A 14184-nucleotide genomic window follows, 5' to 3' on the forward strand; every position below is an offset into this window, starting at 1 on the left:
AAGTGCCCTTATAGGGCGAAACTAAAACCGCCCGTTTTACGGGCGGATAGTTACTATTGTCCATTATTCGTAGATGATAAAACAGCTGCACTCGTTATTGCTGTTGTCATGGCAATTTGCTGTGCTTGTAGTACAGACTCTAATGTTGTATAAATACTTGTTTCTGCTAAATGAATGTGGGTTAGTTTATCCTTTGCGAAAAAAGCGATAGCAAGAAAAACATTCATGTCCTTTTGCCATTTGAAATCCTTTTTCTGATTAAAGGATTCATAAAGCTGAACAATTGCTTCCATATTCACTTCTTCAGGAGGAAGTAAGGCAAGTATCCCGATAGCAGGATAATACATGGCTTTTCGCTTTAACCCATAATTACGAAACGCCTCATATAATTGGACTGTTCGGTCGACTAACCGAGCCGGATCATCCTCTGCACCTAGCGCAAGAATATGGCTTAAAGATTGCAAATCATTTCCTTTTCGAAATCCACTCTCGCTTAATGCCTGGTAATAGGTTTCTGTATGATCAATAATGCAATCCTTTGTTTCGAACCCTAGCAAAATTGCTAAAGGATAATCTTCCTTCGAGGTTAAAAAGATATGTTCTTCTTTCATTCCATCATATATCTTCTTTGCTTTTAAGATAACCTGCCGTGGTTCAACTTCTTCTGTCGTTGCTTTTGTAAGTAAAACAGTTGCAGCAAGATACGTAAATATTCCTCTACTAAAGCCTTCATCAAGAAGTGCTTCATATAATTCAAATAACGCAGGGACATGCTTCTCGGCTGTCTCAAAATGAACGTCGAGCATTGCGGCAGTAGTAAACCTAGATTCGGAGCGTAACGAGGAGAATATTCCCGCATTTTGCTTTATGGCGTTTTCCAGGCTCTTAAACTGTTCCAAATTAAAAGGTTTGTCATGTAATACATACATAGAAGCAATTGTCATTAAGATTTTGTTGTCAGATACCTTCCAACGGAAAGCATCTTTTAGTTCTTCATAAATCAATGTATATGCATTTAATTGTTCTTGTAGTTTCATTATTTATTCTCCTTTCAATGGTTCGTTAATATTGTTTTGTTTTTTCGAATAAAGGAAATGAGTAAAGGAGTTGCAATCAGTAACATCATTAAGTTAGGAATCATGGTAGCATGTACTTCTTCAATGGTACGATAATCTAAAAATCTAGGCATTGGTGGGTCAATCAATGCTAAGACAGTGATGAACCCGTTATTTAAAATATGTACCATAATGGGCAGTAATAAGTTCCCAGTCTTTTGATAAATAAGAGATAAGACAAAGCCAAACATAAAAGCTCCAATAATATCCGTATGTAAAATACCGAACAGCACATTTGCGACAATTATGCCAACAATTATATTGTATTTGGCGCTTAGTCGTTTAAAAAGAATGCCCCTAAAAATAAATTCCTCTGCGATGGGACCAAGAATACTAATATACAGCGCAGTGAGAATAAACGGAACCGTTTCATTTGGAAATATGTCTATTTCTTTTAAGAAATAATCTACAACACTAGGAAAAACAAAGGATAATCCATAATTCATTAACCAAAAAGCACCTAATGAAAAGAAAAACAATACGATCGTTATATAGACGAGCATTGGAAAGGTGTCTTTTATTGATTGAAACGTCATGATGTCCGTGAACCGTTTCTGTTGTTTTTTTAATTGCAAGCCAACCCATATAATCGGAAAAAATCCAAGAATTGAATAAGAGTAAAGAAGAAGAAAGGTCGTTTCACTAGTAAAAAGCGCAAAAAGACTTAGTACAAAGGTTAATAGCACACCAACAATTAAAAAGGAGTGAATCTTCATTTCTTCAAACATGGACATCCTCCTAAAAAGACTTTCTTTTTTTACTACGAATTAGTCGGGGGAATCGTTTCGTTAAATTGTAAAAAGTTCGTAAATTCGCTGAATGACAGATTCGATTATGTTATTTTAATATAGAATATGTTCTTTAGGAGGATCTAATGAAAGCAACACACTCTATATTAGAAATATTACGTGTTTCGTTAAAGCTAGGATGCACTTCGTTCGGTGGTCCTGTTGCTCATCTTGGGTTTTTTAAGAATGAATACATTGATAAGCGAAAGTGGATTGATGAAAAAACATATGCTGATATTATTGCCCTATGTCAGTTTTTGCCTGGTCCAGCGAGTAGTCAGGTCGGGATAGCAATTGGCATGGTGCGAGGGGGAGTAATTGGAGGTATTGTATCTTGGTTTGGATTTACGATACCATCTGTATTTGTTCTCATGTTGTTTGCGATGCTTTTTCAAGCAACAACAGTTGGGGAGGCTACGTGGATTACGAGCCTAAAAATAGTCGCCGTAGCAGTAGTTGCTCATGCTGTACTCGGTTTAGGAAAGAAGCTGACGCCAGACAAACCACGGATAGCAATTGCGATTGGAGCAGCCGTTGTCATGCTTTTATACGCATCAACAATTGTTCAGATTGGAGTCATTATAGCTGCTGGATTGTTAGGTGCACTATTGTTTAGAAGTGAAGTGGAAGCAAGACTTGTTCCTTTTACGGTGTCCATCTCTAAAAAGCTGAGTGTGGCTGCATTAGTTGCTTTTGTGCTGTTACTTGTTGTTCTCCCGATTGCTGCCCAGCAACTTTCAAACAGCTATATTGACATGTTTGATATGTTCTTTCGAGTTGGCTCACTCGTGTTTGGTGGTGGGCATGTCGTCCTTCCGTTGTTAGAGCAAGAAATTGTTCCGACAGGTTTATTAACAGGAGATCAATTTTTAGCAGGCTATGGAATGGCGCAGGCTGTACCTGGTCCATTATTTACCTTTGCTAGCTATTTAGGAATGATGCTTGAAGGAATTGCTGGAGCGGTTATTGCCACGGTGGCCATTTTTTTACCGTCATTTTTACTCATAATTGGCACATTGCCGTTTTTAAGTACATTACGCACGAAAAAGCGGGTCCAAGGAATGCTTATGGGTGTGAATGCTAGTGTTGTTGGTATTTTACTTGCAGCTTTTTTCCACCCCGTTTTCACAAGCGCAATCACTGGAGGAGCACAATTCGCATTAGCAATCCTTTTATTTGCATTGCTGCAATTTTGGCGAGTTCCAGCTTGGCTCGTTGTAGTCATTGGTGTTAGTATCGGACAATTCCTTCCATACCTATGAAAAATATCACTTTAACCTAATGGAGGCGAAATATATGGCAGAGCACGTATTTCATTTAAAAACAACCTGGCCTGGTGGAAGAAACAGTGATGGCTATATTGAAGCGCAAAATTTAAAAACCAAAATTTCTATTCCACCTGAAATGGATGGACCTGGAATTGGTACCAATCCTGACGAAATGCTTCTTGGTGCAGCTGCAACTTGTTACATTATTACGTTAGCGGCGATGATTGAAAGAGCAAAGCTTCCATTGGACAAGATGCAGATGCAATCAGAAGGAATCGTTGATGTGACTGCAGGAGTTTTTACGTATAAGAAGCTGATTCATCGTCCAACCGTATCCTTACTTCAACATGCAACAAAGGATGATTATAAGCAACTAGAAAAATTAATCTATAAGGCAGAGGAAGCATGTATGATATCGAAGGCGCTACGAGGGAACGTGGAAATTGAGTTACAGCCTTCTATACAATAAAGTGAGCTACTGTTATTCACCATTACATACCATAAAAAGTAGTTAGGGGGTGGGGAAGAACATGAACATTGAATCGGATAGATTACGAATTCGGAAATTCACCTATGAAGATTGGCAACGTGTATACGAGTATACTTCTGATAGTAATGTGATGAAATATATACCAGCAGGTGTTTTTTCTGACGACGATGCAAAAAAATTTGTAATGAAGCATAGTAACGGAATGGCTGAGAATTTCCCAGTATTATTAAAGGGTAGTGAGAAGTTGATCGGTCACATCGAGTTCCACCCATATTTTGAGGATCATACGTATGAGATAGGATGGGTGTTCAATCCAAGCTATTATAATAGGGGCTATGCATCTGAAGCAGCTTATTCTGTCTTGAGATATAGTTTTGAGACAATGAAATTACATCGAGTGATTGCAACTTGTCAACCTGAGAATGTCCCATCATTTCGCGTGATGGAGAAAATCGGGATGAGAAGAGAGGGTTTCTTTAAGAAGTGTATTCCCCAAGGAAACGAGTGGTGGGATGAGTATTATTACGCTATTTTAAATGAAGAATGGATGTCTCAGTCTTATTTTAATTAGGAAAGTTTAACCGTTGTGGCTGGTGTTTCGGTGGGTTTGTAAAGGTTTTTACAGAAGAACTTGCTCGTTATGAAATTAAATGGAAGCGGAGCCTTCAATGAAATTTTTTCAATTTATTTATCCTTTCCTTTGGTTGGAAGCTTGTTTGAAGTAGGAACCTTTATAGAAGTACGGCCCAGTTTTACTGCTTAATTTACAAGGAAATGATTAACCCACCACCTATAATGATATCGAACATAATACAATGCAAACTTTTCCGTTGACAATCCTATGGATGCTTAGTAACATATAATTCGTACTATTTTTATAGGAATTATATGTTTTATAGTGGCACAAGCAAGTATGAATTGCATATTATGAAGAAAAATAAGTGTCACAATAGGAGGGTTCAATGATGAATAGCATGTTAATAACCGTTAATATCCTCGCTTTACTAGCTATTATCGGTCTCATTATTTGGATGCAAAGAAAGCATCTTTCATTTACAAAGCGGGTTTTCACGGGCCTTGGAGCAGGTATTCTATTAGGTGCTGCGCTACAAGCAATTTATGGAACAGGCTCGGACATTCTAACGCAAACAACGGATTGGTATAGCATTGTTGGAAGAGGCTATGTCAGCTTATTGATGATGATTGTTGTCCCATTAGTAATGGTGTCGATTATTCAATCGATCATTAACTTAGAAAAGTCATCAGAGCTAGGTAAAATTTCTGCGTGGATTATCGGGATCTTAGTTTCAACCGCAATGGTTGCAGCTTTAATTGGAATTGGTGCTGCAGCATTATTTGATTTAAACGCCGAGCAAATTGAAGCAGGTCATGCAGAAACAGATCGAGGTCTTTTGCTAGAGGAAAAGCTGGGTGAGGTTGAAAACTTATCCACTCCGCAAAAAATTGTCAGTTTTATTCCATCAAATATCTTTTTAGATATGACTGGCCAACGCTCTACATCCGTTATCGCTGTCGTTATCTTTTCCATGATTGTGGGCATTGCAGTACTTGGCCTGCGGAGAAAAAATCCGGAGCAGGCGGAGATGTTTACGAAAATCGTCAATGCATTTTATGCGGTTGTCATGCGAATTGTAACATTAGTTCTGCGTTTAACACCATTTGGTATTTTAGCTTTAATGGCTAACACTGTTGCGAATACAGATGTTGCTGGAATCATGGAGTTAGGGAAATTTGTTCTTGCATCCTATGTTGCGTTACTTGTAATTTTTGTTTTCCATCTATTATTAATTGCTGGATTTGGTTTAAATCCGTTAACTTACCTTCGTAAGGTTATACCAGTGCTCGGATTTGCCTTTACATCCCGATCTAGTGCTGGAACAATTCCACTGAATATTCAAGCCCAAAAGAATTCATTAGGTGTAGATTCTGGTATAGCGAATATGGCTGCTTCGTTTGGTGCAACTATTGGTCAAAATGGGTGTGCTGGTATGTACCCGGCGATGCTTGCAGTCATGATCGCGCCAACGGTTGGTATTGATCCATTTACCCCGGAATTTCTTATTAAACTTGTCTTGATAATCGGGATAAGCTCATTTGGGGTTGCCGGTGTAGGTGGAGGAGCTACCTTTGCTGCGTTAATCGTGCTTTCATCTATGGGACTTCCAGTTGCCCTTGCCGGCTTACTCATTTCTATTGAAGCATTGATTGATATGGGTAGAACCGCTGTTAACGTTAACGATAGCATGGTAGCGGGAACATTAACTGCGCGGATTTTAGGAAAGCTTAATATAAAGACCTTTCAAGATAAGAATGCAATTGAAGAAAATGTTTCATTATAGAAGAAGGCCGCTCCATCATGGGGCGGTTTTCTCTTTGCATAAAATTAACACTGAATGAGCTGTAAAAGCTTATCCATTTTTTGATGCCTTTGTGCCTCCTGGTAGTTTGCAAAAGGACAGCCATACTCATGAACGCGGGAAACAACCGTGTTAATGGTGAATTGCTCTGGTCGGAGATTCTTATTGATTTCTTCCCAGAACAACGGAGTTGCGACTGTTGCTTCCGCCGTCTTTCGAGGAGAGTATGGCGCGATGAGCGTTTTATCTTTTCCATGCTGTACATAATCAATATAAAGGCGTCCGTTTCGATTACGTTTCATCCGTTCCGTTGTGAACATCGCAGGGTTTGCTTGTACGATCGTTTGGGCGATTGCTTGTGTGAAGATAGCCGTCTCATCGTATGTTAAGCTTGCTTCAGGAATTGGAATATGGATTTGCAAACCTTTATTTCCTGAAGTTTTGATAAATGATTGTAATTCAAGACCATCAATCAAACGTTTGATTAAAAGGGCAGCTTCAATTGCCCAAGCAAAATTATCGCGACTAGGCGGATCCAAATCAAAAACGATTTCACATGGATAAAGAGAATCTATTCGCTGAAATGGGGTATGAAATTCAATTGCCCCATGATTCGCAAACCAAATTAAAGCCTCTAGCGAAGGGCATAAAATAACCTTTTCTTCGGTTCCTTCTTGCCTTTCGATAAAAGAAGGGGCATAGGAAGGTAAATGCTTCTGAAAGAAATACGCTGCTTCTACACCATCTGGACAACGAATTAAGGTAAGTGCTCGATCGGCGAGAAAGGGAAGCATGTAAGGCGCAATTTCCCGCATGTAAATAAGGAGCTCTGCTTTGGAATAACCTTTTTTTGGCCAGTACATTTTATCAGTATTATTAACTTGAATGGAGTCAGGAAGCATCACCATGTCAATTGCTAATTGCTCTTTTGTACATTTTGCTGCATCGGTATGCGGTTCTAATTGCGCAAATGCTGGTTCTCGTAGCTCCTGCTTATATAAATCGAGCGTATGAATAGATGCACATATTGCAGGAGGAAGATGATAAGTGCTTTGCTGCTTTGTTCCATTTTCAAAAAATAGCTGTTTCACCAGTTCTAACGATTTTTCATCGAGTCCATGCTTGCATTTCCCGATTTCTTCGGTTTTTTTTCCATTGACGATGGAGACGGAAAAGTACCCATTTGCTGGGTTATATTGTGTTAACGTTCCCAAAATCGTTCGCCAATTTTTTATTTTAAACCAATCTGTATGTGTTTTCCCTGCCTGGTAAGAACTGTTCTTTCGTTTTGCAATCATCCCTTCACTTTTGAAAGTAAAAATCAACCTCCATAGTGTATCTGGGTCTTCATATGGCATTACGGGTTGAAGCGGAGAAGCGGGCGCTCGTTCAGAATTAGGGAGCAGCTGAAACAGCAGTTTTTTACGCATATGTAATGGTTCTTTTTTAAGGCAAACTTTTTTGTGCTCCATCACATCAAATGCCATGAAGGTGGCAGGTCTTTTTAGGGCTTTTTCTAAAATAGTTTTTTCATTTTTGAGTCTGCCTCGTTGTTGAAGTAGTGAAAAATTAGCCTGAAAGGGATGATTTAATATCACAAGTTCGCCATCTAATGTAACGGGGAGTGAGGTAGTTTTTGTTAAAGCAAATTGCTGACATGCTTTAACAATCTCCGGAAAATTATTAGTTAAGTCCTTCCCGTTTTTGCTCGTAAGTCGGATCTTATTTCCCTTGTCATCTATGGAAATGATACAGCGAAAACCGTCGTACTTCACCTCGTATAACCAATCAGAGCCTTTCGGAATGTCGGTGATAGTGATTGGCTTCATTATTTGCATGACGATTCCTCCTTTTTTATTATCGTGCCGTATCTTTTTAAAAATAATCATAACGGATAAAAGAAGTAGAATTTCGCAAACTAATGCAAAAAGGAGGATCCACGATGCACACGATGTGGAAAGGTACAATAAGCTTCGGACTAGTAAATATTCCTGTGAAGATGCACGCGGCTACAGAAAACAAAGATGTCCAATTTAGACAGCTCCATAAAGAATGCCAAACACCGATTAAATATGAAAAGACATGTCCAGTCTGTGATCGAGAAGTAAAGAATGAGGAAATAGTGAAAGGGTTTGAGTATGCTAAAAATAAGTTTGTTATTTTAGATGAAGAAGACTTAGAGGCGTTACGCAAAGAGCAAACAGATAAAGCAGTTGAAATAATTGATTTTGTTAAGTTAGAGGAAATTGATCCAATTTACTTCGAAAAAAGCTATTATCTGTCACCAAACGAGGGAGGTACAAAGGCATATGGACTGCTGCGAACAGCGTTAAAGGATTCTGGAAAAATTGGTGTAGCAAAAATGATTATCCGAGCAAAGGAGCAGCTTGCGGTGATTCGTGTATACCAAAACACATTAGTTGCTGAAACGATCCACTACCCAGATGAAGTGCGCAACGTGCTAGATGTACCAAATGTTCCCGAAGAGGTGGAGACAGGAAAAAAAGAACTCGAGACTGCAAAAATGCTCATTGATCAGCTAACAACTGAATTTAATCCAGAAAATTATAAGGATGAATATCGAACAGCAGTACTAGATTTAATTGAAAATCGCAAAGGTAATGCGCAAACAGTAGTTGCGAACGAAAAAGCCCCAACACCAAATAATGTTACCGATCTCATGGAAGCATTACAGGCATCGTTAGAAAAGGCTAAGAAAGAAAAGCCGAAGCCGAGACAACCCAAACGAAAAACGAAACGAAAAACAGCAGAAGGATAAAAAGCAGAGTTTCCAATCATCATTGGAAGCTCTTTTACTGTAGTGTGGACAGCGACAACTCCGCTTATTGAGCGAGGAGCCCCCAACTCGATCAAGAATCACCCAACTTGAGCGAGAAAAGCCCAAACTCGATTAAGAATCCCCATCCAAAACACATTGCCACTCTTTTACAAACATGCTTCAAATTTTCAATTAATTTACAAGAAAATAACATCCATATGAAGAATTGACGACAAGTGATTATCGCGATGCTAGAGGAGGTAAACTAGTATTAACATACGAATGTGCAAAAGAAAAGGATGAGTTCAATGGAAAGAAATGCATTCTTTGATAATGCAAAGGTTATATTAATCTTTTTAGTTGTTTTTGGGCATATCATTCAACCTTTTATTGCGGACTCGCAAGGGATGAATACGCTATATATGTGGATATACACATTTCATATGCCTGCTTTTATCTTTCTAGCGGGTTTTTTTGCAAAGGGCTCTGGAAATGGAAAATATATATTGAAATTAGCGAAGAAACTATTAATTCCATATTTGATTTTCCAGATTATATATACTGCTTACTATGTAGCTATTGGAAAATCAGGGTGGGAGGCCGATTTATTTTATCCACATTGGTCGCTATGGTTTTTATTTAGTTTATTTTGTTGGCATATATTGTTATTCTGGTTCAAAAAAATCCCGCCTTTATTAGGGATGGCAATAGCAATTCAAATCGGATTAATTGTCGGTTACTTTGGTCAAATTGGGCATGCATTTAGTTTGTCTCGAACATTTGTGTTTTTTCCATTCTTTTTACTTGGATTTTGGATGACAAAGGAGCATGTGCTTTGGTTAAAGCACCGGAGCGTAAAAGCAGTTTCCTTAGTACTACTGGCAACAGTAGCAGTTGGCGTTTATTTTGCTCCGGATTTTAATTCTGGCTGGTTGCTCGCATCTAAGTCTTACTTTGACTTAGGTATGCCTGAATATGGCGGCATAGCCCGGTTACTCGTTTACGCCACATCTGGAATAATGGTCTTTAGTATATTGGCATGGATTCCAACGAAACAAATGCGTATAACAAGCTTAGGAACGCGAACAATGTATGTTTATTTGCTCCATGGATTTTTCATTCAATACTTTCGTCAAGCAGATTTATTTAAAATCGGTTCGTTTATTGATGTGGTTGGATTGGCGGTTATATCTGCTGCAATTGTTTTCCTTCTATCAAGCAAACCAGTACTCGGAATTTCTCAGCCGCTGATAGAAGGAAGTGCATCTCGAATAAAGCGATTCTTTCATAAAAAACGAGCAAATCAAGAAGTGTGGTAAAAAAAGCACCTCTTTAATGCACAGGCATGTTCCGACCGTAACTAGCAGTAAGACTTTTAATGATTCTTATCAAAAAGATCAACGGATTAGAGACAGCCACGTTACCCATTAATATTGCTATAACATTAACGTCGTTTCCTCTTCTTCCTAAGCATACTCTTATCAAAATTAATGAATCATTTTCACAAAAAATGCTTGAAAAATGGAAAGGGCATGCTATAATAGTGACATTCAAATAACGCATTCACTCATATAATAGCAGGGATATGGCCTGCAAGTTTCTACCGGTTTACCGTAAATAAACCGACTATGGGCGGCATGTAATGTAAAAATAAACCCGTTTAATCAATCTGGGTGAATTTTTGCATTTATTTCCTATCGAATTGAAAGCTCGAAGGAACTTGCTCCACTCATAGTATGGGTGGCTGCTCGTTTCTGAGAGCTTTTTTTGTTGTGCAATAAATAAGCATCTGTATACGACTGCTTTATCTCGCTATTCACAGCAGCTTGGAAATTACCACACACATTTTAGGAGAAGGAGCATGATGATGAAAGCATTAAAAAGCAAAATTGTGCAACAAGGAAAAGTTTTATCGGATACCGTATTAAAAGTAGATTCATTTCTAAATCATCAAATCGACGCCACGCTGATGAAGGAGATTGGAGAGGTGTTTGCGAGTAGATTCAAGAAGGATAATATTACGAAAATTGTTACCCTCGAGTCATCTGGCATCGCACCTGCAGTCATGACTGGGCTCGTCTTACATGTTCCAGTGGTGTTTGCTCGTAAGAAAAAGTCGTTAACCTTATCTGAGAACCTATTAACTGCTAATGTTTACTCTTACACAAAAGAAGAAACGAATACAATCTCGGTTTCTCGTGATTTTATCAAGCCAGATGATAATGTGTTGATTATGGATGATTTTTTAGCAAATGGTCAAGCATTGCTTGGATTACTTGAGATTGTTGAACGTGCAGGAGCTAGCATCGCAGGAGCAGGCATAGTCATTGAAAAAGGCTTTCAATCAGGAGGAGAGCTTGTGCGATCCCGAGGAATTAGAGTAGAATCACTTGCTACTATCGCTTCATTACAAAATGGAACGGTTACCTTTAAGGAGGATGACAAATGAAAAACGGATTAAAAGCGACAACCTTAGGAATACAGCATTTATTAGCGATGTATGCAGGAGCAATTATCGTTCCATTAATTATCGGAAGCTCGCTAGGCTTAACGAGTGAGCAGCTCACATATTTAGTTTCCATTGACATTTTGATGTGTGGGATTGCCACGCTTTTGCAGATTATGCATAACCGTTTTGTTGGTATCGGTCTTCCTGTAGTATTGGGCTGTACGTTTACAGCAGTTGGTCCAATTATTGCTATTGGAAGTCAATACGGTATCACAGCAATTTACGGTTCAATTATTATGTCAGGACTTATTATTGTTTTTATAAGTGGATTTTTTGGCAAGCTCGTGAAATTTTTCCCACCAGTTGTTACTGGTTCAGTGGTTACAATAATCGGAATTACGCTTATCCCTGTTGCAATTACGAATATGGGTGGCGGACAAGGTGCAAGTGACTTTGGTTCGTTTACAAATATCGCTTTAGCATTTGGTACCTTGGCAGTAATTCTGCTCATCTATCGGTTGTTTACTGGTTTTATCCGTTCTATCTCCATTTTACTCGGGATCGTTTTTGGAACAGTCGTAGCAATGCTTCTTGGGAAGGTTGATTTCACACCGGTAACAGATGCAGCAGTATTGCATCTCGTGCAACCATTTTATTTTGGCGTGCCAACTTTTGAATGGTCGGCAATTTTAACGATGACGTTAGTTGCGATGGTTTCTCTTGTTGAATCTACAGGCGTTTATTTCGCATTAAGTGATATTTGTGAAAAAGAACTGTCAAAAGAAGATTTAGCACAAGGCTATCGTGCAGAAGGGTTAGCTTCTGTTATTGGTGGAATTTTCAATGCGTTTCCTTATACGACATTCTCACAAAATGTTGGTTTGATTCAAATGTCTGGTGTTCGCTCGCGAAAAATTATTCTCATTACTGGGTTAATGCTTATCGGGCTAGGGTTCTTGCCGAAAGTAGCAGCAGTTACGACAATTATTCCTACATCAGTACTTGGTGGAGCGATGGTAGCAATGTTTGGAATGGTTGTATCACAAGGCATCAAAATGCTAAGCGGCACGATCTCACAGTCACAGGAAAATTCCATGATTGTCGCATGCTCTGTAGGAATCGGTCTTGGGGTTTCTGTTGTTCCTGATTTATTTTCCCACCTGCCAGAGAGTGTCCAAATTCTTACGAGTAACGGCATTGTTGCAGGAAGCCTGACAGCGATCGTTTTAAATATCCTTTTTAACATGCTTCCTGCTCGCAAGAAGAACAATAAAACTGTGCTACTAAAACAAGAAGCGTAATACGCTAAGCCGATAAAAATAGCGGTCAACTGCACATTTTCTTCCTACATGTAAGATCCCCCTGCCCATTATATCGGGGCAGGGGGATCTTACATTTTATGCAGAAGCGCGCTGGCTGCTTTATTAAAAAAGCATATGTGCAATCGCAACAATCACTGGTAAGGTAATGAGTGTCCGTAGTAAAAAGACAATAAACAAATCTTTAAAGGAGACAGGTACCTTTGAACCTAGTAACAGGCCCCCCACCTCTGACATGTAAATGAGCTGTGTAACGGATAACGCCGCAATAATAAATCTAGTTATCTCTGCATCAATGGAAGAACCGATAATTGCAGGAAGAAACATGTCGGCAAATCCAATTAAAATTGTTTCGGAAGCTTCCGCAGCAAATGGCACTTGCATGAGCTCTAGTAAAGGAATAAAAGGCATTCCTAACCAAGAAAACAAAGGTGTTGTTTCAGCGATCACAAGAGCAATAAGTCCAAAGGTCATGACGACAGGTGCTACTCCCATCCACATGTCAAGCACATTTTGTACACCTTGTTTAATAAACTGTAAAACACTTGTTTCCTGTTTTGCACGTGCTAACGCTTTAGCATAGCCGTGGCTGAAGGCTGTTGCCCCTGCTGGCAGGCTTTCATCAACAGGTTCTGTCGTATTTGTTACATACGTATCTGCTTTTTTTGATAATGGTGGGATGCGTGGCATTATTAAAGCGGCAACGAATCCAGCAGCTAGCACGGTAAGGTAAAAAGGAATAAACATATGTTCTAGATCAACTTCTTTAATGACTACGAGCGTAAATGTAATCGATACAATGGAGAACGTTGTACCGATGACTGCCGCTTCTCGTTTCGTATAATAGCCTTCCTCATATTGCTTGCTCGTCATTAAGACACCAATTGTGCCATCTCCTATCCAAGATGCAAGTGCATCAATGGAAGAACGGCCGGGGAGTTTAAATAATGGTCGCATAATCTTTGTCATCAATGTACCAAATAATTCCATCAATCCGAAATTCATTAGTAATGGGAGAAATAATCCAGCAAAAAGAAATACAGAGAATAAGACGTGTAATAAGCTTCCTAGCAGCATTGCCCCAGTGTTTTCGCTCCAAATTGCTTCTGGTCCAATCTGATAATAGACGAGCACAGCAAAAATAGCTGCAAGTACACGAACAATCGTCCAAAACCAGGTTGTATAAAGTAATGTTTGAAAGAATGGAGTCTTTTCTAAGCTGTGCTTTCCAGCTACTTTGGCAAGCAAAGTAAAGATAGCAGTAATAACAATGATGATCATCATAATAAGTGACAGCTGATCTGCCAGTTTTTCTTGTACCCAGTTTGCTAGAATAGCAATAGGGATTGTAAATCCACTCTCTATTTTGATAGGTGACATAAATAAAATCACACCGATGAGTGAAGGGATAATAAATTTCAGATGATCAATGATGTGATATTGCTTTCTCTTCATAAAAAGACCTCCAGTAAAATATTTCCTTTATTATAATTGAAATCATTAATTTGTCCAAAAAACATAACGAATGAGCCTGTATAAATATACAACTATTTGAATTAAATTTCAATGGTGTTTTCGATTTTTCTCTCATTTCCTGA

12 protein-coding genes and 1 riboswitch are annotated in these 14184 nt (G+C 38.8%); of the genes, 8 read left to right on the plus strand and 4 right to left on the minus strand.

Annotated features, from left to right (window positions below; genetic code table 11):
- Nucleotides 1-53 precede the first annotated feature (53 nt).
- Nucleotides 54-1037 (minus strand): DUF4003 family protein, encoded by a 984-nt coding sequence (locus SPK86_RS08860; RefSeq protein WP_330949144.1) that lies wholly within the window; start codon nt 1035-1037, stop codon nt 54-56.
- 14 nt (nt 1038-1051) lie between these two features.
- Complete coding sequence (locus SPK86_RS08865) at nt 1052-1843, minus strand: CPBP family intramembrane glutamic endopeptidase (RefSeq protein WP_330949145.1); 792 nt, start codon at nt 1841-1843, stop codon at nt 1052-1054.
- Nucleotides 1844-1989: 146 nt separating this feature from the next.
- Between SPK86_RS08865 and chrA the strand changes: the two genes are divergently transcribed.
- The 4 genes from chrA to SPK86_RS08885 all read left to right on the plus strand — a co-directional run bounded on the left by chrA (nt 1990) and on the right by SPK86_RS08885 (nt 6021).
- Nucleotides 1990-3165 carry a chromate efflux transporter gene (chrA, locus tag SPK86_RS08870; RefSeq protein WP_330949146.1) on the plus strand — a complete coding sequence of 392 codons (1176 nt, stop codon included), beginning with the start codon at nt 1990-1992 and terminating at the stop codon, nt 3163-3165.
- A 34-nt stretch (nt 3166-3199) separates the two neighbouring features.
- The gene (locus tag SPK86_RS08875) at nt 3200-3640 is read left to right on the plus strand and encodes an OsmC family protein (RefSeq protein WP_330949147.1); all 441 of its coding nucleotides are present in this window, start codon (nt 3200-3202) and stop codon (nt 3638-3640) included.
- A 61-nt stretch (nt 3641-3701) separates the two neighbouring features.
- The gene (locus tag SPK86_RS08880) at nt 3702-4232 is read left to right on the plus strand and encodes a GNAT family N-acetyltransferase (protein ID WP_330949148.1); all 531 of its coding nucleotides are present in this window, start codon (nt 3702-3704) and stop codon (nt 4230-4232) included.
- A 394-nt stretch (nt 4233-4626) separates the two neighbouring features.
- Nucleotides 4627-6021, plus strand: a complete 1395-nt coding sequence (locus SPK86_RS08885) for an L-cystine transporter (RefSeq protein ID WP_330949236.1) — start codon at nt 4627-4629, stop codon at nt 6019-6021.
- 44 nt (nt 6022-6065) lie between these two features.
- Here SPK86_RS08885 and ligD read toward each other — a convergent pair whose 3' ends face one another.
- A complete protein-coding gene (gene ligD, locus SPK86_RS08890) occupies nt 6066-7877 on the minus strand; it encodes a DNA ligase D (RefSeq protein WP_330949149.1) in 1812 nt (603 codons plus the stop codon).
- Between the two features lie 104 nt (nt 7878-7981).
- Between ligD and ku the strand changes: the two genes are divergently transcribed.
- The 4 genes from ku (at nt 7982) to SPK86_RS08910 (ending at nt 12568) form a co-directional block, all read left to right on the plus strand.
- A complete protein-coding gene (ku, locus tag SPK86_RS08895) occupies nt 7982-8818 on the plus strand; it encodes a non-homologous end joining protein Ku (protein WP_330949150.1) in 837 nt (278 codons plus the stop codon).
- Between the two features lie 308 nt (nt 8819-9126).
- On the plus strand, nt 9127-10137 hold the full coding sequence (locus SPK86_RS08900) for an acyltransferase family protein (protein ID WP_330949151.1): 1011 nt from the start codon (nt 9127-9129) through the stop codon (nt 10135-10137).
- Nucleotides 10138-10365: 228 nt separating this feature from the next.
- Nucleotides 10366-10467, plus strand: a riboswitch (purine riboswitch).
- 218 nt (nt 10468-10685) lie between these two features.
- Nucleotides 10686-11267 carry a xanthine phosphoribosyltransferase gene (locus SPK86_RS08905; RefSeq protein WP_330949237.1) on the plus strand — a complete coding sequence of 194 codons (582 nt, stop codon included), beginning with the start codon at nt 10686-10688 and terminating at the stop codon, nt 11265-11267.
- Nucleotides 11264-12568: a nucleobase:cation symporter-2 family protein gene (locus tag SPK86_RS08910; RefSeq protein WP_330949152.1), complete on the plus strand. Its 1305-nt coding sequence runs from the start codon at nt 11264-11266 to the stop codon at nt 12566-12568. Before SPK86_RS08905 ends, SPK86_RS08910 begins: the two co-directional genes overlap by 4 nt.
- Before the next feature lie 123 nt (nt 12569-12691).
- Here the strand turns inward: SPK86_RS08910 and SPK86_RS08915 are convergent, their stop codons facing one another.
- A complete protein-coding gene (locus SPK86_RS08915) occupies nt 12692-14041 on the minus strand; it encodes a YjiH family protein (RefSeq protein WP_284140171.1) in 1350 nt (449 codons plus the stop codon).
- Nucleotides 14042-14184 lie beyond the last annotated feature (143 nt).

The sequence above is a fragment of the Virgibacillus sp. MG-45 genome (assembly GCF_036409425.1).
Lineage (GTDB): Bacteria > Bacillota > Bacilli > Bacillales > Amphibacillaceae > LDC-1.